This window comes from Streptomyces sp. NPDC016469, from assembly GCF_040632905.1.
GTDB lineage: Bacteria > Actinomycetota > Actinomycetes > Streptomycetales > Streptomycetaceae > Streptomyces.
Map to the genome: position 1 here is coordinate 58,416 of NZ_JBEYCQ010000032.1, position 24,501 is coordinate 82,916.

Consider the following 24,501-nt stretch of genomic DNA (forward strand, 5'->3'; position numbering starts at 1 on the left):
CACTGAGTGCAGCACAAGCAGAGCATGAAGGGCGGCAGGGCTGGCCCAGATCGCCTCGGTTCAGACGCGTACGGGATTCGCGGCCTTCAGGCGTTCCAGACGTTCGTAAAGGGCGCGTACGAGGCGGGCCCGGTTCTGGGCGCAGCACACGGTGCCTTCGATCGGCACGGACAGTCGGCGTTGCGCTTCGTCCAGGACGATGTCGGCGAGCGCCCGGGCGCCGCTCTCTTCGGGCAGCAGTGCTGTGTGGCGGTGGACGTCGGCGGCGAGGGCGCGGGCTTGGGCGGTGAGTTGGAGGGCGATCTGCTCGTAGTCGCGTTCGGCGAGGGTGTGGGGGCCGGTCCATGCCAGGGCGGCCTTGATCAGGCACTCGTACGGTTCCCGGATGGGCGGGAGTTCCGCCTCGATGACCCCTTCGGGGTCGTGCAGGACCGTGCGGGTGCCGGTGTGCGTGGTGGGCCTCGCTGCTGGGGCGGCACCGCTCGGGTCGGCGGTCATCGTTGGGAGTCCTCGCCGCCTTCGGCGTGGCGACGGCCGGCCTGGTCCTCGGTGTGCCGGGCGAGGAACCGGGCGAGCCCGCGGTCCGCGCGGGCGAGCAGGTCCGGTGAGGGGGTGCCGTAGGCGGGTGACTGGAGGCCGCGGCCCTCAGCGGCCGGGACGGTGGTGCCCGTGGATGCGCGCACGCGGCGCCGCCTCTCCGGTCGGTGGTCTGTCGGTGCCGTCGAAGCTACGCAGCAGCCAGGCTGGTGCTCAACGAAGTTGCGGGAAATTGCGGGACTTCACTCCAGGGTCTCGAGCGCGGCCTGGATGAGGGCGCGGGCCGCCTCGCCGCGCACGGCCATCTCCGCGAGGCCGGCGAAGGCACTGGCGTAGTCGGCGAGCTCACGCGGCTGCTTGACCTTGATCTCCGCCGTCAGCGTCTCCACCACCACGGTGGTGTCGTCGTGGAGGTAGAAAGCCTCCAGGGGCCAGATGGTGCGTTGCGCGGTGAAGGGGATGATGCCGAGCGAGACGGAGGCGAGCGGCATCACGGTCAGGAGGTGGCGCAGCTGGTCGCGCATCGCGTCGGGGTCGGCTGTGCGGTAGCGCAGGACGGATTCCTCCATGAGGACGACGTAGCGGTGGCCGCCTTGGTAGAGGAAGCGGGAGCGGGCGATGCGGGCGGCGACGGCTTCTGCGACGTCGTTGGGGGTGCCCTGGAAGGCGGTGATCTGTTCCATGAGGGCGGTGGCGAAGCCGGGTGTCTGGAAGAAGCCGGGGAAGACGTTGGAGACGTAGACCCGGCAGATCCGGGTCTGTTCATGGAGGGTGTTCCAGTCCTGCTGGACCTTGCGCATGCCGGTGCGGTGCAGGCGGCGCCACTCCTGGTACATGGAGTCGACCGCGCGGGCGGTGGCGATGAGGTCGTCGGCCTGGTCGTCCACGCCGCACGCCGCGCACCAGGCCCGGATATCGGCATCCGAGGGCGGGGCGTCGCCTTTCTGGATGCGGGTGGTCTTCGCGGGATGCCAGCCGCACCGGGCCGAGAGCTCCTTGCCGGTGAGGCCGGCGTCCCGGCGGAGGTGCGTAAGACGCACGGCGAGTGCCTCACGGGCCGCTTGCGCGCTGGACGATGGGGAGATGGGCACAGTGTCCTACTCAGTGGCCTGGACGGCGTACTTCTCGTGCGGGATGGCGCGGTCCCAGACCGTTTTGAAGGCGGTGTGGCACAGCGCGACGGCGGCCGGGTTGGTGGTGCGTTCCTTGCCGTTGGCCGCCCAGTCGCCGGTGCCGGTGAAGTGGTGGAACTGCACCACTTCGTCGTCCAGGAGCCAGAAGTCGTTGCCCGGCAAGGCGATATCGCTAGTGAGGCGGCGGGGAAGCCAGCGCACGTCCTCCCCGGCCTGGAGGTTGAGCGGGGTGATGGCGTGCTCGTAGCGGATGTAATCGGTGACCGGCTCGGAGACGATCCTCGCCCGACGCATGACCACGCCGCGGGCGACCGCGTCCGTCACGAGCGGCATCCACTGGGGCCAGAAGGAGCGGCCCGGGTCGAGGTTCGGGACGCCGGTGCGCAGGAAGGTCTCGAAGTCCTCGGCTTCGTCGCCGACCGCGTAGACGTCGCGCATCTCCAGATGGACGGCTGTTCGGTGGGTGGCGGCGAGCAGCTCAGCGAACGTCGCGGTGGTCAGCTGCGCGTTCCGCGGCATCGCACGCCTCCCTCAGAATCGGCACCATGCGCGCCGGGATCCGGATCACTCGCTCGTGCGGGGAATCCCCGTCTTGTGGCCGGCCACCCACTCGGTCGTGCCGACCAGGTCCTTGAGGAGGGAGTCGGCTTCCTCGCCCTGGATGACCAGGTCCGCGCTCTCCTCTTCCACCCACACCGTCGGTGATCCTTCCCCGCCGGTATTCGGGTCGATCCCCACGAACCGTAACGTCATTGCATGCTCCCGTGTCGAGTGGGTTGCGCGCAGTTGCGTACCTTGACCGTCCCGCAGACCCGACGAGCCGGTCAAGAGGACACAGGACGCAGTCCAGGCGCACGTCGGGAGCGAGCTCGGTCGTAACCAACTGCGCGCGGCAAAGACGCACCGGGCGGTTATCCACAGGGTCGTCCGGACTTCGGCCTCTCGCCGTAGCGTGCTGTCCACCGACCGACCGGGGGCAGGATGCGACTTGTACGACTGGACTGGCTGGCCACCGAAGTCATGAACGAGCTGACGTCCGAGGGACGGCGGTGCGGAATCTGCTCGTCGAGACCGCAGGCCGCCCCGACTCGTGGCCCACCCCGGGCGGCGAGGAGGTCGCCGAGGCGTTCGGGCCATCGTGCTGGATCGTCTTCGTCGCTTACCGCGACGGGATCGAGGTACGCGACATCGGCTGGATCGGCTGAGCCGGTGCCGGCGGTGGAGGGTCAGAGGCCGCCGGGCGGGCACATCAGGCAGTTGTGGTGACGAGGAGCATGTGCGCGGACATTTCGGTGGTGCCGGGGTGCGGGTCGGCGAGGTGGGCGGCTTCGAGGGCGGCGTTGAAGTCGGTGAGGGGGGTGCCCGTGTGCCGTTCGATGCCTTTGAGGATGCCCAGGCCGGGCCTTCGATGCCGTACAGCCTTGTATCGGTCATTCCTGCGTCGGCGGCCTCCGCCCGCAGTTCGTTGCTGGTGTGGAAGTAGGCCGCGGTGAAGAGTCCGGTGGGATCGGCGTCGGCCTCCGGGTGGTATCCGCTGACCAGGCGGGTTCGCAGGCGCCGGCTGACGTCCTTATCGGTGAGGCTGGTCACGGTGCCGTGGTCCTGGAGGAGTGCGTAGCGGCTGATGACGGCGGCGGCGATCAGTCCGCCCGGCCGTACGACGCGCTGGGCCTCTCGGAGTGCGGCCTGCACCTGGCCGACCGGCTCCGCGAGCCGACCCATCGACGCACCCGGGTCCGCTACAACGCGCTACTCGCCGAGCGCCTGTGGGCCGCAGGCCGGATGGAGGAAGCCGTCGCCACCTGGAACGCCGTACTCGACGACTACCCGCACGTGCAATCCGGACGGTGCGACGACCGGATCCGCACCCTGATCTCCACCACGGCCCCCCGCACGACGAGCCCTCTGGCCAGGGACCTCCACGATCGAGCGAAGACGGCCCTGAACCACAGCAGGACGCCGGATCACGGCTGAGGCTCATCCGGCCCGCGCAGCAGACCGCGGTGACCGACCGTGGATAGCGGACTGCGGGGTAAAGGAGCACGCTGGATGGATGAGCGCGCCCATCGTCATCCACCGTCCATCCGCGACCGGGGGGCGGCGGGTCACCATCCGCGGGCAGATCGCCGGCCTCGCCCACGACGACCAGGACGTCGTCGAGTTCCTGCGCCGTGCCGGCCTACACGACGCGGAACAGCTCCTGGACGATTCCTCGCTGGTCGAGTGGCGCGGCGGCCGCGCTCACCGGTACGAGGCCGCATGATGCCGTCGCGTTCCTGCGGATGTTCCTCCAAGTCGCCGAACACGCCCGGGCGACGTACACCAGACGTATGGGAGACGAACAGCGAACGTGGCGTCCTGGGGAGATCGTGCCCGAGAGCGGTATCTACGAGTGCGACTGCGGGGCCGGCCACCACTGGAGCACCGACGTCAAAGGCCACCGCTTCCCTCCGCTCCCGGCCGGCTGTCCCGGCGGTTCGTGGGCGCTGAAGACGGACGCCCACCCGGACATCTGATGTGACGCTGAACCCGCCGCTGGAGCCGATGCTCGCCCAGGCCCGCGACGCCATTCCCCGCCCCGGCCCGGGAGGCGCGGCGGCAGAGCTGAAGTTCGACGGCTACCGGGCCCTGCTGTTCACCACTGACACCCGCGGTGGGGGGCTGCTGGTGCAGTCGCGGCACGGCACGATGCTGCAGTCCCGCTTCCCCGACCTCGTCTCCGCGGCCGGCCAGCTGCCGTCCGGCCTGGTCCTGGACGGCGAGCTCGTCGTGCTCGACGAGAACGGGCAGCTCTCCTTCCCCGCGCTGCAGCGCCGTGCCGCGACCGTACGCGGTGCTCAGGCTCTTGCCGCCGCCCTGCCGGCGCACTTCATCGCCTTCGACGTCCTCCAGGTCGAGGGCCGCGAGCTGCTGGACGAGCCGTACGCCGCCCGCCGGGCCCTCCTGGAGGGCCTGTTCGTCGAACACGGGCTGACGCCGCCGTGGACGCTGTGCCCCTCGACCACGGACATGGCGACCGCTGAGGAGTGGCTGAACGAGTGGACTCGGACGCCCGGGATCGAGGGGATCGTCATCAAGAGCCTCACCGGCCAGTACCGGCCCGGAGTCCGCGGCTGGACCAAGGTTCGGCGCAGGGAGTCGTTCGAGGCGATCATCGGCGGTGTCACCGGATCCCTCCGGCGCCCGAACGTTCTGCTCCTGGGCCGCTACGACAACACCGGCCGGCTCCGCCTGGTGGGCAAGACCGTCCCGCTCAAGGCGGCGGCTGCCCAGGACGTCGCGGCCCTGCTTACCCCGGCCGGCCCGGAGCATCCGTGGACCGGGGTCCGGTTCACCGCTCGGTGGGGAAGCCGCGTCCTCCTCGACCCCGTACTCGTCGCCCCCGACCAGGTCGCCGAGGTGAGCACCGACACCGCCCAGGATCACGGCGTGTGGCGGCACCCCGTACGGTTCGTACGACTCCGCCGAGACGTACCGCCTGAAAGGGTTCCGAGACTGGGGCATGCCATTCCTCCTTCGTTCAAGGGGGATGACTCGATCTAATTGAAGGATGCCCCGAATCGGCGCCTGCGCGCCGGCGACACCTGCACGGGTTCGGTCACTGTCCGGTGGAGGTGCTCGGTCCAGGAGCCGCCTCCCTCCCGCGCGGTACAGCGCAGTTCCAGATCGACACGGATGGGAGTGACGTGTCGGTATGCGAAATGCACGAACAGCTTTTCCTCACCGCTACCCGCGGCCATTCCCTCGATTACCGCTTCCTCGCCGAGGGACCACATGTCGTCGTCGTTTGGGACCCGGCCCTGACGCATTCCCTCCACGTAGTCACCGGTCGCCCGACACTCGATCCGTGACAGGGCAACCCGCCGGTCTGGGTCAGAACGATCTCGGCATACCGCTGGTTGGCGTCGCTGTAGTCCATGGGACTCGCTGTGGCATTAAAGCGGGGTCTGCGGGCTTCGGCCCGGTCGGCGTTCTCACCATTCAGCTGCTCCTGCATGATCGTGACCTGGGCCTCGGCGGCCACAGCTTGGCGCCGCGAGTCGTCAGCAGCCGTCTTCGCGAGCTTCGCCTGCTGCTTGGCAACGAGTGCTTGCCATATGGCGACGCCCATCGCAAGGAAACTGACCAGGACACCGGCCCACGTGCCAGGCTCCGCCTGGAAAACATTCATCGTTCCCCCCTGGGACCTCGGACGAATCGCAGGATATAGGCGCCCCACGGCACATGGGCCCGGCCCGGGTGCCCTGGCATACAGCGGCCCGACCGGCGGTGCGAAGATCCGACCCGGTGGGCGCGTCGTTGAGCAGGGCATGAAGCTGCTTATCACCGCCTTGTTGGGTGGGCTGGCTTGGTTGACCGGTACCTGGGGCGGGTCCCCGCCGCAGTTGCGCCGCGGCTTCGGGGAAGACGCCGGCGTTCGGTCCAGCAGTGGCCGGTCATGGCGCCGAGTGCGTTGTGGCTGATCCGCGCGGACCACCCGTGCTGAGCACCGCGGCACGTACGGCGTCGTGAAAGACGGCTTCGAGCTGTTCACGCAGCCTGCGATTACTGACTAGCCTCAACGCACGGGTGAAGTCGTCCTGGACGGCAGACAGCCGGTCCTGCTGCTGACGTATGTGATCGACGAGGATCGCATGTCCCGCTCCGGAGGTACCGGGCAGTATCCGGGTCGCATAGATCACGGTGAGGGGAAAAGCGAAGCAGGCGTGGAGAAAGCCGTAGGCCGGTCGTTCCGTGCCACGCCATGGGGAGAAGTACCTCAGGTTGTCGGGGATGGCTACTTCGAGTGCTGCCAGTGCGTCGTTGAGCCAGTTATGGGCGGCTTCATGGACAAGGTCGCGGCCCAGCACGGCGGGGTCTCCGGTGTGGTCGGTGAACACGGTGGCCGGGAGACGGGTGATGGCGAAGCTCTGGAGGATCTGATCGGGCCGGCGCCGGCCGGTCAGGCAGATCACGGCGGCGTGCTTCGTGACGAGCTCGTTGAGGCCGGTGGTCGCGATGTGGTCGAGGGCGTTGGCGGTGAGCGACGTCAGGGGCTCACCGGCGCTGGTCGTTTCGGGGCCAAGGACGTAGTAAGGGGTGTCGGAGTGCGGGCCGCGGATCATCTCGGACTTGTTCGGGGCGATCACGATTCGTGATCCGAGGCGGGTGGAACGGACGAGGCTGGCCAGGGTAGGGCCAGCGGTGTTGCGGTACCAGTTCAGCGCGGTCGTGTCACCGCGGCGGGCGGCGTTCTCGGCGCCTTCGAGTCGGTGGTGTGCGAGGGCGTACCGAAGCGGCAGGGGTTCGTCGTCGTCGGCCGGGGGCGAGGCGTGATCGGTGCGGAGCACTTTCATGACGGCTGCGGTGCGTTGGCGGCGGTAGGTGTCGATGGTGTCCAGGTTCAGGACGGCGGCGAGTTCGTTCACGGCGGGTCACTCCTTTACTGAAGGGGCCCCGGTGCCGGGCCCGAGGGCACCGACACCGGGGCAGGGATGACAAGGCGGTGCCTGGTCTGCTCAGTCGGCGCTGGCCGCCGCCGGAGCGTCCGGGGCGGGGGCCTCCGGGGTGTTCCAGGCGTCGGCGGAGACGCTGGAGGTGTGCGCGGTCAGCCGCACCGTGTGCTCGTCGTGCAGCTGCTCCACGGCGGCGAGGAACTCCACGCATGCATCAGCGTTCGGCATTTCTTTTCCTCCGAGGTCGTACGGACTGGGCTGGTCTGGGTGTGCGGCACGCTGGGCGGGCCCCGGATGGGTGAGGGCACGTCTGTCTCACGCTTCGTTGATCAGCCAGCTGATGAATTTGCGTTCGCGGCCCCTCCGAACAGGTTCGGTGCCGTGGGTGACCTGGGAGCCGTACAGCAGGGCGGTGCCGGCGGCGGGGCGCACGTTCCAGCGCGTGCGCGGCATGGTGCGGAACCAGTCGGCGGAGCGGTCGGCACCGTCGTGGGTGAACGCAATGGCGGAGTGGTAGCCGTGACCACCGTGCTGGTGGCTCCACAGGGTGGGGTCGGAGGTGGTTTCGACGAAGAACTCGCCCCCTTCTTGGGCGTGTTCGAGGACGACGCTGATCCCGGCGAGTTGACGGACGGGGGCGTCGGGGTGGGGGGCGATGCCGTCGACGTGCGGGGTGATGTGCTGGCCGGGCCCGTACTCGACGTACATCCAGTCGCGGCAGGAGGTGAGTGCGGGCAGGGCGCGCTGGAGTGCTGGCATCGCGCGGTTGACGGCCTGGGTGAGGATCGTGGTGGCGGCTTCGGGCGGGGGGTGGATTTCGAGGCGTCCGGCGGGCTCGTACACCTCCATCGTCTGCTCGGCGGTGTGGCCGGGGATGGAGTGCAGGGTGGTGGTGCGCTCGGTGTCGTAGCGGCGGCGGCCGTCCTCCCCGAGGGCGGCGTCCATGATGGCGAGCAGCGTGGCGTTTTCCGTCGGGGTGAGGAAGTTTTCGATGCTGGAGACGGTGAGCGTCTCGGCTATGTGGATCATCGTGTCTCCCGGGCGGGACGGGGCGGGCGGGTGGCGCAGGCGCAGGTGGTGACCTCGGGGGTGTGGCGGGCGGCGTGCGTGAGCGTGCGAACGGCCTGGTCGATGACGGTGAAGTAGTCATCCCACGTGCTGGCGGGGGTGAGGGTGAGGTTGAGGGCCTGGTGTCGGCGGCCGGTGCGGGCGCTGGTGAGGTCGGTGCGGTCGAGGTGTGCGGTGATGGCGGCGGGCAGGTAGCCGTCGGTGGCGGCGAGTGTGTGGCACAGGCGGGCGGCGAGTGCGGCGTATTCGGCGCGATTGCGGGGCAGCAGGCCGATGCGGAACGGGGACGGGGCCAGGGTGGTGCCGCTGTGGGCGTGGCCTTGGCAGGAGTCGTAGGTGACGGCGTTCCACCTGCGGGTGATCGTGTCGAGCAGTGGCCAGACTCGGTCCTCGATGCCGGCGCGCCATTGGGGGTGGTGCGGATCGAGGTCGTCGGCCGGGTGTTCGCCGGGCAGGCCGGTGGTGTTGATGTTGCCGTGGTCGCTCGCAAGGAGCTGGGCCGGGGGTCGGGGAGCCGTCGGGTTGTCCCAGCGGGCGAGGAAGATGTCCGGGTCGTCCATGACGTTCGGGACAAGAGGCCGCCAGTGGGCGCGCAGGCAGTGAGCTCCGGCCGGGTGGTCGGGGGCGGCGAGCAGGTGGGCCATGCCGTCGATGAGGCGTGCGCGGTGGTCGCAGTAGGCGTCGTCGTCGCCGGTGGCCTTCACCATGCGCCAGCGGGTGGCGGTGCACCCGCCTCCGCAGACTGAGTGGTAGGGGCAGGCGGCGCACTTGGTCATGAGGTGCCGTCCGGCGGTGAGCAGCGGGTTTGCGTGCTGGGCTTGGGTGATGTCGCTCTCGGTGCGGGCGGCGGCGAGCGGCAGCAGATGGGCGCGGGGCCAGGGAAGTTCATCGCAGGAGCCGAGGCGGCCGTCGGGGTATGCGGTCAGGACGTGGGAGCACTTGTGCGCGGAGAAGTGGCAGTGGGCGGTGTCCAATCCCTTGAGGCGGCGGATCGTGGCGACGGCGGGGTCGAGTTTGATCCGGCGGAAGTGGCCGGCGCCGATCCAGCGTGCCGTGGCGTCGAGAACGAATTCGGCGTACTGGGCGGGGGTGATGGCCCAGGCCGGGCCGTCGGCACCGATCGCTTCGGCCTGGAGCCGGCGGCTGGGGCTGGGGCGCCGCCCGGTGGTTCCCAGCGGGTTGGTGACGGTGGTGTCGAAGGCGGGCAGGAGGTGCACGGCGCGTACGGCGTCGAAGGCGGCGATGTGGTCGATGACTTTCGCTGCGCGGCCCAGGACGGCGGGGGTGACGACCGTGACGATGCCGCAGGTGCGTCCGCGGTCGGCGAGCAGGTTCAGTGCGTTGACGATGTGCCGGTAGGCCGCGGTGCCGTCGTAGCCGAGGCGCCAGGAGTTGCCCTGTTCGTCGCCGTCCATGGAGATGCCGATGTGCAGCCCCGGGTAGTGGGCGTCGAACAGGTCGAGCCACTCTGCGTCCAGCCGTACGCCGTTGGTCTGCAGGTGGACGCGGTGAACCGTGGGCTGGGCGGCGAGTTCGTCGAGCAGGGCGGCCATGGCGGGCTTGCCGACGGTCAGAGGTTCACCGCCGTGCAGTTCGATCGCGAGCGGCCTCTGACCGAAGATCGTGCCGAGGCGGCGTACGTGCTTGACGGTGATCTGGGCGCCGCCGGGAGCGAGCTTGCGCTTCTCGAAGCAGTACAGGCAGTCGATGTCGCAGGTTTCGCCGCGCAGCTTGAGGACGACGGAGACCGCGGTGTCGTGGCCGGTGTCTTCCAGGGGCCGCCACAACTCGGTGCCGGGGGTCGTCGTAGGGGTGGTGAGTGTGCTGGTCATCGGGGCCTCCCCGGCGTGCGGGTGAAGTGGATGGGACAGCTATGGGGTGCGGCGGGCCGGGGGCCAGGCCCGCATCTGCCTGTCGGTGAGGGGGACGCGGTCTTCGCCACGGCGCAGGAACCAGCCGTCGGAGTAGCGCTGGGGCAGCCATCCGAAGTCGCCGAGCCCTGTATCCACCGGTTCGGGTTCGGCGTCGCTGGGCCAGAGCGAGAGCAGCGCGTCGGCAAGGCGGGCCTGGACGGGAGCGAAGACCACACCGTGCGTGTCAGGGCTCGTCCAGCGGGGCTCGGGGAGCGCAGGCACCGGCGTGGGATGAGTATCGTTGCTGCTCAGGAGGCTGGGTAGCCACTTCTCGCCGAGCAGCGCGGCTCCGGCGGCGACGGTCTCGGCCTGTGCGACAACGCGGGCGAGCTGGACCCACACGAGGTCGGCGTGCGGATACAGGCCCGCCTGGGAGAGGCCGATCAGATCCTCGGCCAGGCTCGCCGCGGCTTCACATCGGTCCGCCAACGCCCACCGCTGGTAGGTAGCACGCTGTTCGGGCGTCAGGACTGCCGCCTGCCCCGGTGTGTGCGGAAGCGGGCGGGCCGTGCGCAGGAGGGTGAGGTCGCTCAGCCGGGCCCGAACCGCCCGGAACACCTCGATGTGATCGCGGGTCACGGTGAACTCGTTGAGCAGGGCGCGCCAGGTGTGCACGGTGCTCCTGGGTACTGCCCGTACGTCGACACGGATGCCGTGGATGATGCAGGATCCCGGTGCCGGGACACTTTCGGGGGTGATGAGGAGCAGGTCCACGTCGCTGTGCTGGTGGGCCAGGCCCTCGGCCAGCGCGCCAACCAGCCATACTTTCGCGCCGTTGTACGCGGTTGCCAGGTCTGTGGCCGTCTTGGAAGCGATCTTGAGCCGGTTGTTCAGCCACGGCGCGTCTGTCATCGGGCCCTCCGTGCGGCACTGTTCAGGAGAGCTGCGGCGGTGGTGGCGACCCAGAGGTCGAGGTGGGCCCGGACATCGTGCCGTTGGGCACCGATATGAGGGGTGACGATCAGGTTCAGCGAACCGGTCGTACGGTCTTGGGGCCACAGCGGCAGGTCGGCTTCCTCGACAGGATCGAGGGCGAGGCCGCCGAGACCTCCGCCGGCGAGCGCGTCCAGGCAGGCAGGGACGTCCAGCGTGCCGAGCCGGCCGACGCAGAGCAGCAACGGGCACCTCTCTCGTGCCGCGCCGAGGAACTCGGTCCCGAACCCGCCCTTGTTCTCCTCGATGAGGGGAAGCGCCACAACGTGAGCCTCCGCCCATGCGGGCAGTTCGCTGCCGGGCCGTGCGGGCAGTGCGGCCGGCAGGCTGCGGCGGGCCGCGAAGGCGATCTCGCCGACGTGTGGGGTGAGCGCCTTCGCGCAGGCCCTGCCGACGGGGCCTGCGCCCCAGATCGCCACCCGCATACGGTTGACGGGCGGGGCGAGGCATTGCTGCTTGGCATGCTGTCCCTGCAGCAGGGCGGCATGCCCGTACGGGATGCGGCGGGCGAGCGCGAGGAGAGCGGCCAGCGCCCATTCCGCGACCGCATCGGCGGCCGGCTCCGGGTTGCGGTGCACGGCGACGCCACGGTCGGCGAGGGCCTGGACATCGATGCCGTCCAGTCCGGACCCAGCCCGGATTACATGGCGCAGCCGTGGCCAGTGTGTCAGCCGTTTGGAGTCCAGCTGGTGTCCGGAGCGCAGAACCAGCGCCTGTGCCTGGGAGGCGAGGCCCGGGTGCGCCGAGGCGAGTGTGGTGATCTCCCGAACCTCGCAGCCGGGCAGATGCCGTCGCAGCAGCACGATGTCAGCCGCGCCCTGCACGCTCACGATCAGCGGCGCCTCGCGTACGGCGCTCACCGACCGGCCCCGGCGGCGGGAGCGGTGTAGCGGCCGAAGGCCAGGTCCCCTGCCCCCTCCACGACCTCCAGCGGGGAGAGGGCGCGGAAGTAGTCCTCGCATGCTGCCTTGACGCCGGGCAGCCCGTCCCACGCCTTCGGGTTCGCCTGAAGGTCAGCGTAATCGTCGACGATCAGCGTGCCGCCGGGGGCCATGCGGGGGACGCACGCGGTCAAGCTGGTGAGGATGGAGTCGTAGTAGTCGCCGTCCAGGTAGGCGAAGGCGATCTCGGCGGGTAGCTGGTCGGGGAGGGTGTCGGCGAACCAGCCGGGGTGGATCTTTGGCGGCGTGCGGTCCCAGCCGTCGTGGAGGGCGAGTAGCTGTTCTGGGTCGGCCCGCAGAAATCCCGCGGCGAAGAGGTCCGGGTCCTTCTCGCCGCGTTCGGGCAGGCCCTGGAAGGAGTCGTAGACGTGGATGGAGCGCCAGCTCTGGCCGCTGGCGTCCAGCACGGTGCGCATCCATAGCGCCATGGCGCCTCTGTAGCAGCCGAGTTCGACCACGTCGCCGGGCACCCCGCGCCCGCCGAGCTGTTCGAGTTCGGTACGGATGGCGGGCAGGCGGTCGGCGTCCACGGTGTCTGCATGGTGTTCGAGGAGCCAGTCGTGGAGGTCGGCGAGGCTCGGCGTAGTGGGGCGACGGGAGTTCATGGTCACCACCGGTCCACGAGGACGTCGCGGTCGGCCGGTGCTCCGGCGAGTGCGTCGAGCAGCTGCTGGTTGACCCGCGGCAGCAGGTACTTCTCCGCGAGGTCCTTGAGCGGCACCCATTCGAAGCCGATCTGGATCGGGTCGGGCGGGTCGGACTTGCGCGGGGTGGTGCCGTCGTCGACAAGCTCGGCGAGGAAGTTGTGCTGGGTCTTGTGAACGGGGCCGAACTCGCCGTCGTACTTGCCGGGAACGTATTCCACGACGAACAGGAGCCGAGAAGTTCGGACCCTCAGCCCGGTCTCCTCCAGGACCTTGCGCACGACCGCGTCGCGCAACGGCTCACCCTCTCTCGCCTTGCCGCCGGGCAGGTTGTAGTGGAAGCCGGAGTGGTCGTCGTACGACATCAACAGGACTTCGCCCTGGTGGACGATGGCGGCCTTGACGGACACGCTGATGCGAGGCAGAGGTGTCATGGCGTGATGTGGTCCTTCCCTCGTCGAGCCCGCCGCGGCTTACCGCCCGGCGGATGCTGGTGGTGCGGGGTTGGATGCGTGGCCGAGCAGCAATGCAGGGGCGCCCTTTACAGGCAGGCGCGGGCGGCCGGGTCAGCGACCTGGAGGAGGTCGGCGACATCGGACAGCGCGGTCCCGTCGGCGGTGAAGGAGCCGGTGGTCTGAAAGGAGGTCGCGACGCTGCGCATCGCGGCGAGCGCTGCGCGCGAGAGCTGGTTGGCGTAGATGGCCAGGGCGAATCCGGCCGCCCCCAAGTCCTCGGGAGACAGGTGCGCGAATGCGGTGGGTACGGTGACCAGCGGAACCGTGCCTGTCCAGGCGGCGGCCGCGGCCAGGGCCTGCTGCCCGGTGGCGTCCTTGGAGTGGATGAGCACCGCGTCGGCGCCGCAAGCCGCGTAGGTTGCGGCCCGCTCCACCGCCTCGGTCACGCTTTCCCCGCAGATCAGGGCCTCGGTCCGCGCGATCAGAGCCACCTGGGTACCGACAACGCCACGCATCGCGACCAGCTGGGCGGCCACCGCGTCGGTGTCGGCGAGCGCTTGGCTGCGGTGCAGGGCAAAGGAGTTGGCCTTCGGGTAGGCACTGTCCTCCAAGCAGAGGGCAGCGGCTCCGGCGCGGGCGAGGTCGCCGGCGAACCGGCGGGCCGCTGCCAGCGTGCCGCCGGCGTTGTCGATGTCCACGATCACCGGCAGCTCCGCCGTACGCGTGAGGGCAAGGACAGTGTCGGCGAGGTCGCGCGACCCCAGCACGTTCTCGTCCGGCAGGCCGAGGGCTGTGGAAACCTCCAGGCCGGACACCCACAGGGCGTCGAAGCCGGTCTCCACGGCAACCTTGGCTGCCACGGCGTTCGCGGCCCCGATCGCGCGCAACGGGCGACGCGCCTGGGTTGCGGCGGCAAGCCGCGACACGAGGGGGGCTATGCCGGCTTCGGTGGGAGCGGTCACGGCGCGACTCCTTCAAGGTCGGGCAGTAGCCCTTGCTGGGTCAGGGCCTTCCACGCGGTCAGCAGGACGGTGGCACGATCCTGCGCGGCGTTGATCCGGATGACCTTTCCCAGGGCGGGGAACGCAGCTGGCGCGTCGGCCACGGACTGGTAGACCTCCCGGACCCTGGACTGAATGTCCAGCACGTCCCAGTCGGGGCGCGTGGCGTCCCCGGAGCGGTCGGCGGCCCGTTCCATCGCGGTCTCGGGCGTGATGTCCAGGATGAGCGTGAGGTCGGGGATCACGTGGAGCTGCTCGGTGAGACACGTATACGTGTCCTTCGGGGCGAGGTCGTGCTTGACCGTGAAGAAGGCCAGCTCGGACAGCAGCCACCGGTCCGCGATGACCGGTCGGGCCGGCAGGCAGGGGGCGATCAGTCGCTCGGTGGTGGCCCGCTTGTCCGCGGCGAGTGCCGCCAGGTAGCGGTCGCGGTTCGCCGCGGTGGGCTGGTACTTGCCCTCCACCAGGTCCGGCACGACGTCCGCGTTGAGGAAGTTGGTCGTCAGCACGGCAAGCGGTGTGACGCGAAACAGGCCCTCGAAGAGGCGGAACAGGCCCTTTCGCAGGGTTGTTTTGCCCGTGCCATCCAAGCCCTCGACGACAATGAACGGATAGTGATTCATGCCTACTCCACCTGCCCGGCGCCGGTGCCACCGGCGTACTTAGTGAACCGGCCACGCCACGGGATTGACGTCGACACCAAGTCGACCAGCCGCAGCTCGCCCAACTTCTCCAGCACCTCGGGGAGCCGGCTCTCGACAACGATGCTCTCGGTGACCGCACGGCAGTAGGCCATGTGCACGGCCTCGTCCGCCGCCCCAGTGCGCAGCTGCTCGGCAAGGATCCGCTGGGCAGTGCCGAGCGCCACGATGCTCGTCGCGCTCTGCAGCGTCTCCAGAGCAATCGTGGGATCGACCGGCTGGAGGGAGGCGTGGTGGACGCCCAGGTGGCGGATGGCGGCGAAGGCGCCCACCCACCAAGCCGACGCCGTACACACGGAGGCCACCGCAGCACGGACCGCCGGATCGGTGAGGGCCTCGACAAGAAGGGCTGCGACCTGGTCGGCACTCGCGGCCAAGGGGGTCGTCCCGGTGCCGGCCGTCCCGAATTCGGCCGGCAATCGCAGCCAGTGTTTGAGGCTGGCCTGGTCGATAACGGCGTTGGCCGCCGGGTCCGCGAGCGCGGCGGGGCGCGCGGTCAGTGCGCTCGGCGAGGTGTGTGCGAACAACGCGACGCCACGCAACGGCTTGGAAATCTGTTCGCGCAGCTGCGGCAGGTGCAGGGCCAGGCGCTGGACCTGCAGTCCGTCTGCAAGCGCCTCCCAGGACGCCTGCATGTTCGGGCCGGGTGGAGAAAGTGACACATGGGCTCCTTCGTCGGGTCACGGACGGAAAATCACTGGGAGACGGAGCGGACGCAGGCGCACTACCCGGGCTCACGAATCACGGCCGCGTGCTGTCCAGACAACTGGCGGCCGAAACCGGGGCAAACGTTCCCCGATCCTAGATCTCGCGGGAGGCCCCTACCAAAACACGGAGCTCTCGAACTGACCTACGGAACTGCGAAGATGGCTCAATCGAGCGTCCTCGGCAGAATTTGGGGGCGTGCATCCGAGGACCCGCAGCCCCCGGACTGGCCCGAGTGCGCGGGGCCTGCCTGCACCGCCACAGTCTCACCTCGACGCGCAAGCCGCCGGCAGCCTGGGCGTGGGGGCACTCCCAACGCTCCGCGAGCTGCGAACCCAGTGGTATCCGGGGTCGGAAAGCCTCAGGCCCGGCCGGTTCTGCAGCCGTTCCTTGCGCACCGCTGTGGCCGGACCGGTTCAGCCTGCTGTTGCCCATGCTGGGCCTCCGATCAGAAGGGCACGGCACCGACGACGCCGACGAGGCGAGTACACCCAAACCCGCCCGCAGGAACCAGTGTTCGGGCGTCATCCGGGGGTCATCCGGCATCCGCCGTTTCGCCACGCTCCACAGCGGCCGGATGGTCAGATGGGGGTGTGGACGCACTCCCTCTGCACCCGCTCGCGGTGGCCCGGTCCCTGCACGCGCTCTCCCAGCGCGACCTGGCCGAAGAGATCAGGCGCGCCGCCCGTCGCCGCGACCGCATGGCGGGCACCACCAAGCAACAGGTTGCCCGGTGGGAGAGCGGAAGCCGCGTCCCGGACGCCTGGTTCCAGTCACTGATCGCCGATGTCTTCGGCGTCGACCCCCAACTCGTCGCCGCTGCGGGGTGGCCGTATTGGCTTCCTGGGGCCGACGCACTTGCCGTTCCCCTGGGCGTCGGGGCGACGGTCACCGCACTCAGAGAGGCGCAACGCCGCACCATGCTCAGCCGCCGCACCGTGCTCGGGCTCGCTCCCGCCATCCTCACGGCACTCGCCCAGCAATGGGCAACTCTCGACCCCGACGTCGCAGCGTCAGCTGCCGAAGGGAAAGCCGTCGCCCCGGAAATGATCAGCTGGCTGGAGACCAGCGTGCAGGACCTCGCGAACATGGCCACCGCCGACCGCCAGCACACCACACAACTCCTCGACAGCTTCTACGACACCGTTGTCGGCCTGCTGGAGAACTCCCGCTACACCCCGGAAACCGGCACCCGACTGCATGCCCTGGCCTCCTCGCTCGCCCAGACCATCGGCTGGCACCGCTTCGACCACGAACACCACACCGCCGCCGGCCACTACTGGAGCGCCGCGCTCCACGCGGCACACCAAGCCAGCGACACCGACCGCGGCGCCGGCATCCTCGCTGATCTCGCCTACCAAAGTGTCTGGCTCGGCCAGGCAGCCCCGGCCATCGACATCCTCGACCAAGCCCTGACCCGCACCACCGACCCCACGGCCCGCTCTCTGCTCCACTTGCGCAAAGCCCGAGCCCTGGCCATGAACGGCGAGGCCCAGGCCTGCCGCCGGAGCCTCGACGCCGCAGAACACTTCCTTCACGCCACGGCCACCACACCGCCCCTGTGGTGCTCCTGGTACGGCGAGGCCGATCTCGCCGTCGACAGCGGACGCTGTCTCATCGACCTCGGTGAACCCGGCCCAGCCCTCCAGCAGATCGACCAAGGCGTCGCCCTGCTGCCGGCCGCCCGCGCGAAAACGCGCGCGATTTTCCTCACCTACCGCGCCGAGACCCTTCTACAGCAGGGCGAAATCGACCAAAGCGCTGCCACCGCCCACCAAGCCCTACAACTCGCGCACCACATCGGCGCCTCCCGCTGCGTACAGCAGATCGCCGCCCTCACACCCCAATACCAGCCCCACCAGTCGGTACACGGCGTGCAAAAACTACTGGCCACGCTGCGGGCGGCCGCCTGACGCGCCTTCCCCGAGTCGCTGAATGGGCCCGGGCGACGTGCACGAGAAGGGATGGGTGACGAACCGACCTGCCCGGCCGGGCAGAGTGCGGGTGTGGCCGCCGCGCTGGATCGACGTCGGCCCGGGGCATCCCGGGGGCATCGTGCGGGGCGGGGCTCGGTGACCACCCCGGTGGGGGCGGCAGGTAAGCGTGGTCTGCGCCCGGGCACGATTTCAGCCCGGGCTGGGTGCTCGGTCTGTACCTGGATGCCACCACCGCGCTCGGCGGATCGATGCCGGATGGGTAGGCAGGCACGCGAAATTTCCTGGCGGACTAGTGATCTTGGCCGTGAGCCCGTCTATCAGGAACTTTCTTCATGCCCGCCATCGGGGCTGCCGGGCCAACCACCCGTCACGGAGCCGTTTGGTCTGCTCGTCGCTAAGAAACTCCACCGGCACGCGACGGATCGCAGACAGCCTCGCTCCAGCCCCGGCGGCGTTTCACCGAACCCCCGGCAACGAGACCAGCCGCCTGGCGAAGCTCGAGGCAGGTGCTGGCGACGCCCTGCTCCAGGCCGTCGCCAGCGCCTTTGCCTGCGGGCCAGGGCGAGTTCAAGCAATGTCCATAAACTGACAGAAAAGCGAATAGTTGGATCCCTTGCCAAAGAATTTGAATTCGCGTATCTTGCCCCAGAAGTCATCGAACCAGTCGAAATCATTTACCGTGAAGGAAACAGTTCCGAGGTTATCATCATGGAAAAGGTCCGATTCTAGATCCCAAGTGTCTTCATCCATCAAGGTAATGGTGAATCGTGTTTCCGGAACCCCGGGAGGGAGGCCGCTGTTGAAGAAGTTAAGGCTGGTGGAATCACCATCATCCAACGACCACACGTCGGGCAACCCTGGTGCTGACACGCGGTGCCCATTTATTATCAAGTAAATCTCATCCGCGCCCGCTCCCAGGCTCGACTTGTGGCACGTCAGAGACAGAAAATGCATGGCGAGCATATCCATCACCCCACGTTCTGGCTCGTTCTTCATCAGCGAGTGACTGCAGATTAGCTCGATCACAAGTGACCGAGGACTGCCCTGCAAATCCCACTGAACGGGCGCATTGCCCGCTCGAACGGGTTACCAAGCAGCCCTCGGAATGGAGGCAGCCGCATTAAACGGCCGTCGGTCGCAGAAACTTCCGGTCTACCAGTCGAAGCCGAAGCACGCGCCGCAGACGTAGCTGGATCCGCAGACGTCCACATACTGTGACTGCTGATAATTCCACTTCTTGCAGCAGTCCTGGCACGTCATGACGACGCCGTAGCAGGCTGTTTTGGCGAACCCCTGGGCACCCTGACATTGTGTCGGGTAAGCCTGAGGCACGACGGTGTTCGCTGAAGACCGCGGAATCAGTTGCTTTCCCGGTCCGGGGATCGGTTCGCTCTCAGGTGTGAGCAGCACGTCGAATCCTGGTATGCTCATGACATTCTCCTGGGATTTGATTTCAGACGCAGGCGTAACAGACCTCCCGCCCAGCTCGCTTGAAGCAGTCGAAGCATTCGCTGCCGGTGACCGCGCAGGAGAGGGCGCATCCCGCCACCGTGCCAGCGCAAGCCATCCACTCCCAGAAATCACAGCTCTGAGCGACCACCCGTTCCGTCCGGTCGGTGAACCGCTCTTCGGCTGACGGGTTCGATACGTGCGCCGCACCCCGAGTGAGCGCCGCTTCGGCAGTAAATCGTGGTGTCGTCATGACGGGCTCCATTGCGGATCCGGCCCGCGAGGGTCACCGCTCGTAGTAGGGAGAGAGTTTCGTGAGAAGGAAGGGAAACTCTTCGGTGACGTCGACTCGGACGAAGGACTTCTCGGTCACGTCCGTCCGCCGACTCGTGTAGGAGAAGATCACATTCATGATGTTCCGGGCACCGCTCAGTCGGGAGGGACGGACCTCGACCCCACTGATGGCCTTCTCCGCCGCGTGAGCTTCAGCGGCCCTCGCGTAGATTCCCGGGTAGCGAACCGCGAGATAGTTCAGAGCCCTGTGCTCGTCGATTGAGCCAGCATTATCGGCCAGTTGCCCAATGGTGTCGAACAGTTCGCCGGCCGAATCCCGGAACGTGTCCGCGGACTGGCCTTCGGGGCGCGGAATTCCGTCGATCAGATCTTCACGACTGAACGAGTACAACTGGTCGAAGGCCACCATGGGTACGGCGAGTCCGCCGCACGTCTGTGGCGGGGCACTGGGGCCAAGCAGGCCGATCACCACATCGACGTCGACGCCGTTTGAATCCGGCCTGACAGCATCGATCAGCATGCTGTAGTCCGCCGGGTCCCGGGGCGCCAGGATGTAGGAGTCGAGCCCCTCGATGCTGAACACCCAGCAGATCTGACGGGCGAGATACCTGGTGGACGAATCGTCGAGGACCGACCGCATTGCCTGCCTGTCCGTTTGCCCGGCAGTGTCGCTCCGCCCTACCGCCTGTGCGAACTCCTTCTCCACGCCGAGGCTGGGGAACCTTGGTTCGACGCGGCCGATGGCGTAGACGAAGGAGACGGGGGTCTTGTCACCGGAGGAGGAACATCCGCCGTTCGCGGCCGACTGTTGCTCGCCACCGGACGATTGTTGCGGCGGACTGCCCGCTGGGGGCTGCTCCGGCTCGGTGGGTCGTGTCGGGAGCGGCCGACTCGCTGACACGCCTGGAGGAGGAGCAGGCGGGACAGAGCCCTGCGGCTTCTCAGCAGGAACGATCTCTACGGCTTCTGTGGACGCGGGTTCCGGAGTCATGTCCGAATTCTCCATTCTCTGAGACTTTTCGTTCAATGACGTCCCGTGAAGACCATCAATTGATTCAGACTGTTGGCGCGTCGGGAGCATCCGCTGCACGGTTTGATTCCAGCGGTCGAAGTCACTTTTTTGATTACATCACCGAGTCCCACCTCCTTCTCCTCGATGAATCCCGGCAGCCGCACCCGGTGAGGGGTTCTCCTCCCCATGTCCGGGCGTTTCTCGCTGTGTTCGTCCACCATCACGAAGCCCTCCTCGACCTCGTCTCCAACAGCAGCGAGTACGCACCCCAAGCGTCCAGGAGCGGCGGTACGACGCTGCTGCGATGAGTTCCGCGTCCACCAAGCACGGCATTCTTTATGTCGGCGGCATCGGCTGACGGGAACAGCGACCAGAGAAGTGCGGCCGCACCGGTGACGAAAGCCGCCGCGACACTCGTGCCACCGGAGGTGGGCGAGAGGTCGCCGTTGATGCCGAGACTCATGATCTTCTCGCCCGGTCCACTGACCCCGCGTTTGCCAAGCGCGTGCGCCAGGTTGGTGTGGCCACTCGGCCGGCCGTCAAGGTTGACCGCGGCGACCGGCAAGACCCAAGGATGGCGGGTGAGGACGCTGGTTCCCAGCGTTCCTTGATTTCCGGCGGCAGCGACAATCAGCACTCCACGCTCGGCTGCATAGTCGAGCACCGCACGAAGTCGCGGTTGTCGAGCCGTGGAGGGATAAGTGGACCCGACGCTCAGGTTGATGATTCGTGCGCCCGCATTGATGCTTTCGAGGATGGCGGATGCCAACTCGTCGACGGTGGTGCCCAGAGGATGCTGGTCTCCCGCGGACGCGTCCGCGAAGACCGGCCGGATCAGAAAGGTGCAGTTCGGGCAGATCGCGGGAGCCGTTCGGCCACGTCGTGCCGCGAGGATCCCGGCGATAAACGTCCCATGCCGCGAAGCCGCACCATGGGACGGCTCGAACAGCCCCGGCTTGGCTTGAAGCCTGTGCATGTTCTCGATCGCCAACTCGGAATTTTCTCGCAGAACCGGGCCGTCCAACAGTGCCACATCAATCTGTGGCGTCCCCTCCGTCAGTGCCATCAACGGAGGAAGGCGTACCAAATCCAAGGGCTTCATGGAATTCCCGTCATGCCAAGCAGTGCACCAATTCGACCTCACGCAGCCGTCAAACAGGCACTGGTTAAACCTTTAGCACTTCAACACCAAAGAGGTTCGGGAGTTGCGGATTTCAAATGATCCACTCGACTGCCGGTCATCGGCCTCTCGTAGCTCGATTTCCCGTCCGACGAGACCTTTCGATAGCCATCATAACGCTGCCAAAAATTTTTCGCAGATGTCAGTACCCTCTGGAACGACAACCAATCGCAAATTCAATATTTGACTCCTTGACAGTGGCCGGCTCGGAACTTGCCTGCGAATTCGACGACCTGACAGCTATCACCGCGATCCCGTTCGACATAGTTCAGGGGGTTGTGACCATACTTGAGTGAGCCGTGGCTTCCATGTCAGCTTCGCGGACACAATTCGGCCACACCACGTTGGAGGTCGGCGAGCATAGTGGTGCACTACTGGGAAAGGCTGCTGCCACTCAGCGCTGCGCTGCTGCCGGTTGCCCCGCCAACCTCCGGGTGAGCGACGCACGAAGGCGACACCATGCCGAGCGGCTGTACGGGCCTCGTACCCGAGTCCCGTACAGCAATGGGAGGTGACGACGCCGCGACGCACCGGTCCCCTAGCTCTCCAAGCCACGATCGCCGGACAGGCCGACCGCGGCAACAGGACCCGTAAACCGCTCGATTCCAAAGGTCATGCAGTCATGAATGCACCCAGCGATGAACAACTGAGCGTCGTAGCCAACATCCAAGTGGGGGTGCAGCCGGTGGGTGTAGCGGTGGACGTCCACGATCATGTCTTCGTTACGAACAGCGGTAGCAACACGGTCTCGGTGATCGACTCCTTGACTAACACTGTGAGCACCACCATCAACGTCGGCTTGCGGCCAGAGGGTGTGGCGACCGACCCCCAGTTCGGCGTCTGCGTAGCCAACAGCGGTAGCAGAACCATGTCGATGATCGACAGATTCAACGCCGTCGTTGCCACCGTCAGTACCGGAGGTCCGCCCGGCCTATCCTTTGGTACGAGGGTGGCCGTCGATCATATTCTTAGTCGCGCCTATATGACGAACCGTTTTGGCGACAGGGTGTCGGTATTCCACATTAGTAGTGATCCGCTTCCCTTCACCCGCGACTTCATCGGCGTCACTGGCTCCCTTGGTGTGGCCGTCGATTCGCTAAATCACCGCGTTTATGTCACGCGCCCCGACGCCAACGCGGTATCGGTGGTCGACCCTGCAAAAAACGAGGTCGTTGCTACCGTCCCGGTACACCAGCAGCCTTCCGGTATCGCGGTCGACGCTCAACGACATCGTGCTTATGTCGCTAATCTTGGCTTCGACGCGGTGTCCGTCATCGACACCGACAACGGCAGCGTCACTGATGTCACCGTCGCTGCAGGACCCAATGACGTGACGCTCGACTCCCGAGGCAACGTCTACGTCACTCATGTCGACGGCACGGTGACCGTGCTCGACGCCACATCTCACAATGTGAACGCCATCATCCCGGTGGGATCCCATCCTGAGGGCTTGGCCTTCGAGCCTCACAGTGATCGCGTCTATGTCGCCAACAGGGACAACGGCACCGTAACGGCGGTGGGCCTTTCCCCCAGTTAAATACCGTTTTGTCCTGGCAGGAGTGTTTGGCAACGCAGTCCTGCCGTGGATGATTGCGGGGTGTTGGTCCAAGTGGAAGCGGTGGGGCAGGTCGCCGACGGGCGTGCGACGGTTCGGGTGCGCTCGGAGGTGGGTGCCGCTGCGGCGTTCTGGTGCGGCGATCCGACGGGTGTGGGCCGCGAACATCATGTGGAGTGGTCCGTTGAAGAGGACGTGGCCTGGGGCAGCAACACACGGCCGACCACTTCATTTTCACCAGGGGTGGATGAGGAGGAGGGCGGTCGGATCGTCTTTCGGGGGCGACTGGGCCTGACAGGCGATGGTGGAGCCGTCCTGGAAGTAGCCGGAACCTGCATCCTGTTCGACCTCGCCGACCCACATTCCATCGACTGTGGTCGATGGAATGTGGGTCGAGATCAGTGTGGAGCGGAACAGCGTCAGCCTGTGGCCCTACCTGCTGTGATTCGCAGGAGCCCGACGCTGCTGCCGTTCAGGCGTCGCGCCAGTTGTGGGTCGATTCGTGGGTGAGTCTGCGGCTCATGAGGTCGACCATGGCCACCTTGATCATGGCTTCCGAGCGGTGGGGGCGGGTTTCGTAGTCGCGGGCGAGGCGGCGGTGGTGCATGAGCCATCGCGGGCTGGCTGGCGACCGTCAGGTCGGTGACGAGCATGCGTGAGCCCGCCACCACCGCCGCAGCCCATGTCACGAGTCCTACACAGAACCATCCGCGGCCCAGGGACGCACACAGAGGGCGGTGAGGATCGGCGTGCGCATGGCCATCGCGGAGGCATGTGCCGAAGACGGCCGTCCCGCCTACAGCATGTCCCTGCCGAGGAGGCCAGGAGCCGCGCGCGACGCGCGGCTCCTGGCCTCCTCGGCTCTCGGCCTGTGGGGCCTGGGAGACATCGAAGACGCAGCCACCCTCGTCGTCACCGAGCTGATGTCGAACGCCGTCGCGCATGCCCGGTGGAGCACCGTGCGAGTGACCGTGACGCGAACGGAACTCCTGGTTGCACCGCTCACGGTGTCGGACTTCTCGAAGGAAGTGCCGCGGCTGCGGCAGACCGGGACAGAAGCGGAGTGCGGTCGCGGTCTCACGATCATCGACGCCGTGACCCAGGGCCGGTGGGAATCCAGTCCCGACGGTGGGGGATGTCCGTGTGGGCCGACCTTCACGCCGGCGCCCCTCTCTGACCCGACACTTCGCCGCCTGCCCTCGCTGACTGCCGATGATTCCGTGAGAAGGCGCCCCGACAAGGCGCCCTTTCGCCCGGCCACAGCATTTCTTAGTCCTGCGGAAGCAGCCGGCCAGGATCAGTGACAGTGCCGCCCGGGAAGCGGCGAGAGAATTCATCACCCCCCATCAGCAAAGTTCGGGCGCAGGCCGGGGATCCCATCACTGGAGGTCATGGTTCTCGATGGGATCCCCGACCAACGTCTCCGGGTGTCCCGCAACGCATTTTCCATGCCCGTACTCTCGCCCGTTTTTGGGCAGCGGGCACACAGCTGACGTGCGGGTGGGCCGCGACGGATATATGTGAGGGGCCCCCCCGCCCGGAAAATGGTAGTGTATTAAAAAAGGGTGGATAAAAAAGTAAAAAACGCGCCCCGCAAAGAGAGAGAAG

Annotated in this window: 28 protein-coding genes and 2 pseudogenes; 9 read left to right on the top strand and 21 right to left on the bottom strand. The window is 67.5% G+C overall.

Features of this window, described 5'->3' with window-relative positions; genetic code table 11:
* Positions 1 to 60: 60 nt before the first annotated feature.
* The 5 genes and pseudogenes from ABZ565_RS29215 to ABZ565_RS29235 all read right to left on the bottom strand — a co-directional run bounded on the left by ABZ565_RS29215 (position 61) and on the right by ABZ565_RS29235 (position 2,423).
* Entirely contained in the window at positions 61 to 498 is a 438-nt protein-coding gene (locus ABZ565_RS29215) for a restriction endonuclease (protein ID WP_361033246.1), read from the bottom strand.
* Entirely contained in the window at positions 495 to 683 is a 189-nt protein-coding gene (locus ABZ565_RS29220; protein ID WP_361033249.1) for a hypothetical protein, read from the bottom strand. The genes ABZ565_RS29215 and ABZ565_RS29220 overlap by 4 nt, the downstream gene beginning before the upstream one ends.
* A 96-nt stretch (positions 684 to 779) precedes the next feature.
* Positions 780 to 1,628 (bottom strand): helix-turn-helix transcriptional regulator, encoded by an 849-nt coding sequence (locus tag ABZ565_RS29225; RefSeq protein ID WP_361033251.1) that lies wholly within the window; start codon positions 1,626 to 1,628, stop codon positions 780 to 782.
* A gap of 6 nt (positions 1,629 to 1,634) precedes the next feature.
* Complete coding sequence (locus tag ABZ565_RS29230) at positions 1,635 to 2,189, bottom strand: DUF6879 family protein (RefSeq protein ID WP_361033254.1); 555 nt, start codon at positions 2,187 to 2,189, stop codon at positions 1,635 to 1,637.
* A pseudogene (locus tag ABZ565_RS29235) lies at positions 2,149 to 2,423 on the bottom strand (hypothetical protein). The gene ABZ565_RS29230 and the pseudogene ABZ565_RS29235 overlap by 41 nt, the downstream one beginning before the upstream one ends.
* A gap of 296 nt (positions 2,424 to 2,719) precedes the next feature.
* On the opposite strand from ABZ565_RS29235, the gene ABZ565_RS29240 reads away from it, so the two are divergent.
* The 6 genes from ABZ565_RS29240 to ABZ565_RS29265 all read left to right on the top strand — a co-directional run bounded on the left by ABZ565_RS29240 (position 2,720) and on the right by ABZ565_RS29265 (position 5,213).
* A complete protein-coding gene (locus ABZ565_RS29240) occupies positions 2,720 to 2,875 on the top strand; it encodes a hypothetical protein (RefSeq protein WP_361033256.1) in 156 nt (51 codons plus the stop codon).
* Positions 2,876 to 2,946: 71 nt separating this feature from the next.
* A complete protein-coding gene (locus ABZ565_RS29245) occupies positions 2,947 to 3,153 on the top strand; it encodes a hypothetical protein (RefSeq protein ID WP_361033259.1) in 207 nt (68 codons plus the stop codon).
* A 113-nt stretch (positions 3,154 to 3,266) separates the two neighbouring features.
* Positions 3,267 to 3,644: a hypothetical protein gene (locus ABZ565_RS29250; protein WP_361033262.1), complete on the top strand. Its 378-nt coding sequence runs from the start codon at positions 3,267 to 3,269 to the stop codon at positions 3,642 to 3,644.
* A 79-nt stretch (positions 3,645 to 3,723) separates the two neighbouring features.
* Positions 3,724 to 3,933, top strand: coding sequence for a hypothetical protein (locus tag ABZ565_RS29255; protein WP_266541847.1), 210 nt, complete (start codon positions 3,724 to 3,726; stop codon positions 3,931 to 3,933).
* Positions 3,934 to 4,039: 106 nt separating this feature from the next.
* Entirely contained in the window at positions 4,040 to 4,186 is a 147-nt protein-coding gene (locus tag ABZ565_RS29260; protein WP_361033266.1) for a hypothetical protein, read from the top strand.
* A 1-nt stretch (position 4,187) separates the two neighbouring features.
* Positions 4,188 to 5,213: an ATP-dependent DNA ligase gene (locus ABZ565_RS29265; protein WP_361033269.1), complete on the top strand. Its 1,026-nt coding sequence runs from the start codon at positions 4,188 to 4,190 to the stop codon at positions 5,211 to 5,213.
* Positions 5,214 to 6,106: 893 nt separating this feature from the next.
* Here ABZ565_RS29265 and ABZ565_RS29270 read toward each other — a convergent pair.
* From ABZ565_RS29270 to ABZ565_RS29320, 11 genes are all read right to left on the bottom strand, one after another.
* Positions 6,107 to 7,078, bottom strand: a complete 972-nt coding sequence (locus ABZ565_RS29270) for an HEXXH motif-containing putative peptide modification protein (protein ID WP_361033272.1) — start codon at positions 7,076 to 7,078, stop codon at positions 6,107 to 6,109.
* Between the two features lie 90 nt (positions 7,079 to 7,168).
* Positions 7,169 to 7,333, bottom strand: a complete 165-nt coding sequence (locus ABZ565_RS29275; protein ID WP_361033275.1) for a hypothetical protein — start codon at positions 7,331 to 7,333, stop codon at positions 7,169 to 7,171.
* A gap of 87 nt (positions 7,334 to 7,420) precedes the next feature.
* Positions 7,421 to 8,134: a 2OG-Fe(II) oxygenase gene (locus ABZ565_RS29280; RefSeq protein WP_361033277.1), complete on the bottom strand. Its 714-nt coding sequence runs from the start codon at positions 8,132 to 8,134 to the stop codon at positions 7,421 to 7,423.
* Positions 8,131 to 10,005, bottom strand: a complete 1,875-nt coding sequence (locus tag ABZ565_RS29285) for a radical SAM protein (RefSeq protein WP_361033280.1) — start codon at positions 10,003 to 10,005, stop codon at positions 8,131 to 8,133. The genes ABZ565_RS29280 and ABZ565_RS29285 overlap by 4 nt, the downstream gene beginning before the upstream one ends.
* 39 nt (positions 10,006 to 10,044) lie before the next feature.
* Positions 10,045 to 10,938: a nucleotidyltransferase domain-containing protein gene (locus tag ABZ565_RS29290; RefSeq protein ID WP_361033283.1), complete on the bottom strand. Its 894-nt coding sequence runs from the start codon at positions 10,936 to 10,938 to the stop codon at positions 10,045 to 10,047.
* On the bottom strand, positions 10,935 to 11,879 hold the full coding sequence (locus ABZ565_RS29295) for an NAD(P)-dependent oxidoreductase (RefSeq protein WP_361033286.1): 945 nt from the start codon (positions 11,877 to 11,879) through the stop codon (positions 10,935 to 10,937). The genes ABZ565_RS29290 and ABZ565_RS29295 overlap by 4 nt, the downstream gene beginning before the upstream one ends.
* Complete coding sequence (locus ABZ565_RS29300) at positions 11,876 to 12,565, bottom strand: TylF/MycF/NovP-related O-methyltransferase (protein WP_361033289.1); 690 nt, start codon at positions 12,563 to 12,565, stop codon at positions 11,876 to 11,878. Before ABZ565_RS29300 ends, ABZ565_RS29295 begins: the two co-directional genes overlap by 4 nt.
* Before the next feature lie 2 nt (positions 12,566 to 12,567).
* Entirely contained in the window at positions 12,568 to 13,038 is a 471-nt protein-coding gene (locus ABZ565_RS29305; RefSeq protein ID WP_361033291.1) for an NUDIX domain-containing protein, read from the bottom strand.
* Between the two features lie 107 nt (positions 13,039 to 13,145).
* Entirely contained in the window at positions 13,146 to 14,021 is an 876-nt protein-coding gene (locus ABZ565_RS29310) for an isocitrate lyase/phosphoenolpyruvate mutase family protein (RefSeq protein ID WP_361033294.1), read from the bottom strand.
* Complete coding sequence (locus ABZ565_RS29315; RefSeq protein ID WP_361033297.1) at positions 14,018 to 14,683, bottom strand: dTMP kinase; 666 nt, start codon at positions 14,681 to 14,683, stop codon at positions 14,018 to 14,020. Before ABZ565_RS29315 ends, ABZ565_RS29310 begins: the two co-directional genes overlap by 4 nt.
* A gap of 2 nt (positions 14,684 to 14,685) precedes the next feature.
* A complete protein-coding gene (locus tag ABZ565_RS29320; protein ID WP_361033299.1) occupies positions 14,686 to 15,423 on the bottom strand; it encodes a hypothetical protein in 738 nt (245 codons plus the stop codon).
* 636 nt (positions 15,424 to 16,059) lie between these two features.
* Here ABZ565_RS29320 and ABZ565_RS29325 point away from each other — a divergent pair.
* Positions 16,060 to 17,379, top strand: a complete 1,320-nt coding sequence (locus ABZ565_RS29325) for a helix-turn-helix transcriptional regulator (protein WP_361033302.1) — start codon at positions 16,060 to 16,062, stop codon at positions 17,377 to 17,379.
* Between the two features lie 591 nt (positions 17,380 to 17,970).
* Here ABZ565_RS29325 and ABZ565_RS29330 read toward each other — a convergent pair.
* The 4 genes from ABZ565_RS29330 to ABZ565_RS29345 form a co-directional block, all read right to left on the bottom strand.
* Positions 17,971 to 18,399 carry a hypothetical protein gene (locus ABZ565_RS29330; protein ID WP_361033305.1) on the bottom strand — a complete coding sequence of 143 codons (429 nt, stop codon included), beginning with the start codon at positions 18,397 to 18,399 and terminating at the stop codon, positions 17,971 to 17,973.
* A 739-nt stretch (positions 18,400 to 19,138) separates the two neighbouring features.
* Complete coding sequence (locus ABZ565_RS29335; protein WP_361033308.1) at positions 19,139 to 20,227, bottom strand: hypothetical protein; 1,089 nt, start codon at positions 20,225 to 20,227, stop codon at positions 19,139 to 19,141.
* Positions 20,170 to 20,379 (bottom strand): hypothetical protein, encoded by a 210-nt coding sequence (locus ABZ565_RS29340; protein ID WP_361033326.1) that lies wholly within the window; start codon positions 20,377 to 20,379, stop codon positions 20,170 to 20,172. The genes ABZ565_RS29335 and ABZ565_RS29340 overlap by 58 nt, the downstream gene beginning before the upstream one ends.
* Positions 20,379 to 21,260 (bottom strand): S8 family serine peptidase, encoded by an 882-nt coding sequence (locus ABZ565_RS29345; RefSeq protein WP_361033311.1) that lies wholly within the window; start codon positions 21,258 to 21,260, stop codon positions 20,379 to 20,381. The genes ABZ565_RS29340 and ABZ565_RS29345 overlap by 1 nt, the downstream gene beginning before the upstream one ends.
* Positions 21,261 to 21,960: 700 nt before the next feature.
* Here ABZ565_RS29345 and ABZ565_RS29350 point away from each other — a divergent pair.
* Positions 21,961 to 22,875 carry a YncE family protein gene (locus ABZ565_RS29350; protein WP_361033314.1) on the top strand — a complete coding sequence of 305 codons (915 nt, stop codon included), beginning with the start codon at positions 21,961 to 21,963 and terminating at the stop codon, positions 22,873 to 22,875.
* Between the two features lie 490 nt (positions 22,876 to 23,365).
* Here the strand turns inward: ABZ565_RS29350 and ABZ565_RS29355 are convergent.
* Positions 23,366 to 23,506: pseudogene (locus tag ABZ565_RS29355) on the bottom strand (IS5/IS1182 family transposase); the annotation flags it as partial.
* A 142-nt stretch (positions 23,507 to 23,648) separates the two neighbouring features.
* Here ABZ565_RS29355 and ABZ565_RS29360 point away from each other — a divergent pair.
* A complete protein-coding gene (locus ABZ565_RS29360) occupies positions 23,649 to 24,197 on the top strand; it encodes an ATP-binding protein (RefSeq protein ID WP_361033317.1) in 549 nt (182 codons plus the stop codon).
* Positions 24,198 to 24,501: the final 304 nt, after the last annotated feature.